We start from the raw sequence: 1,533 nt of genomic DNA on the forward strand, positions 1-1,533 counted from the left end.
TAGATGCCGCTATTGACGGAAGACGTTTTTGGGATGGAGCTACTGTGCAAAAAAACATATTAGCTCAACAAAATATTCCTAAAGTTGGACAAGTAGGTGATAATAATTGTTTACCAGCCAGTGCAGAAGCTGTAGACAAGTCTTTTGGAGGAAATATGACTCAGGAACAAATAAGAGATTTAGTTAATTTCGGAAGTGACCCTAATATAGTTCCTTTAGATGATGTGGGACTTTGGGGTGCTTATGCAAATGCTTCTGGACATACTGTAGCAGGAGAACATTTTAAACTTATATCTTTACCAACAGTATTATCTAAAATGCAAGGAGGAGCAAGGGTAGCTATTAATATGAATATGGGACAAAGTGTTGGACATAGTGTGATTATGCAACGTATTGTTCAAAAAACAATTATAAAGCTTAATGGAAGTGTTATACAAAAAACATTCTATTATGTTATGAACCCAGCTAATGGCGGTAGTTTTCATAAAATAGATGCTACTCAAATCACAAATTCCTATAATATTTTTTATATATCAAGATAATGATAATGAGGAGGCTATTTATTATTATAGTATTGAATTCTTCTTGGTGCTTTTTGTACTCTCAAGATACTATCAATATGATTGATAGGTTGCATATCAAGGGAGAACTGAAAGAGTTAGAGGATAGAATAGAGTATCTTGTGAGAAAAGCTAAGATAGTAAATGAAACCGAAGAACTCAAGCAATTTCATATATTTGGATTGTATAATATTTTATTTAGAGTGCCAAACTATAAGGCTTATAAAGAGGAGTATTTAGACGGTTCTTTTGTCTGCTACTTAATGCCTAACTATTATAACATAAAACCTCAAGGACTTTTTAAGAAAAGGAAAAGTTACTTATATACTCGTACTTATATTACTGATAGTAAAGGTGAGTTAGTTGCGACAGGAGATGTGAGATTTATTTCAAACTCAAGAGCATATAAATCATCTCTTCCAGAAAATGAGTTAGCTAAATTTCTTTTTGATAAGAAGTTTGATATGCTTTTCTATATGGGAGGAGTTTATGGATATTTTACAGCTATAAAGAAAAGTAAACTATGTGTTATTAGTACTTTTGGTGGAGAAATAGAAGTGTATGAATGGGAGTACTTTGTGAATAATTGTTTAGATAAAATAGTGCCTTCTCAGTTTGTAGAAAAAAAATAAAATTAAGTACAATGCCTTTGGCGAGCGTTCACATTGCTATTACGGTAATGCTGAAGATGAAAAGGAAAAACGCCCTATTCATAAACATTACAGTGCCGATGGCAGTGTAGAAATCAAAGAGGATATAACAAAAGGAAGTATTGACTTTCTATTTTACCTCGGTGGCGACCCGTATAGTGCTCCTGCGGTATACAATAGCAATGGTGAAGAAGGTAAATTATTATTCCTACATCGTGATCAGCTTGGTAGTATTGTAGCCATCACCGACCTTAATGGCAAGCTCGTAGAAGCCCGCCATTTTGATGCTTGGGGCAAGGTGCTAAGCATCACTGACGGCAACG

The 1,533-nt window shown here is 34.2% G+C and carries 2 protein-coding genes; both read left to right on the plus strand.

From position 1 onward, the window contains the following. Positions 1-542: hypothetical protein (locus tag HMPREF9073_RS16040; RefSeq protein ID WP_009413937.1), on the plus strand; the 542-nt coding region annotated here is incomplete at its 5' end. Positions 543-547: 5 nt separating this feature from the next. Further along, the gene (locus tag HMPREF9073_RS11465; protein ID WP_232212952.1) at positions 548-1,192 is read left to right on the plus strand and encodes a hypothetical protein; all 645 of its coding nucleotides are present in this window, start codon (positions 548-550) and stop codon (positions 1,190-1,192) included. The last annotated feature ends 341 nt before the right edge of the window (positions 1,193-1,533 follow it).

The organism is Capnocytophaga sp. oral taxon 326 str. F0382 (assembly GCF_000318295.1).
GTDB lineage: Bacteria > Bacteroidota > Bacteroidia > Flavobacteriales > Flavobacteriaceae > Capnocytophaga > Capnocytophaga periodontitidis.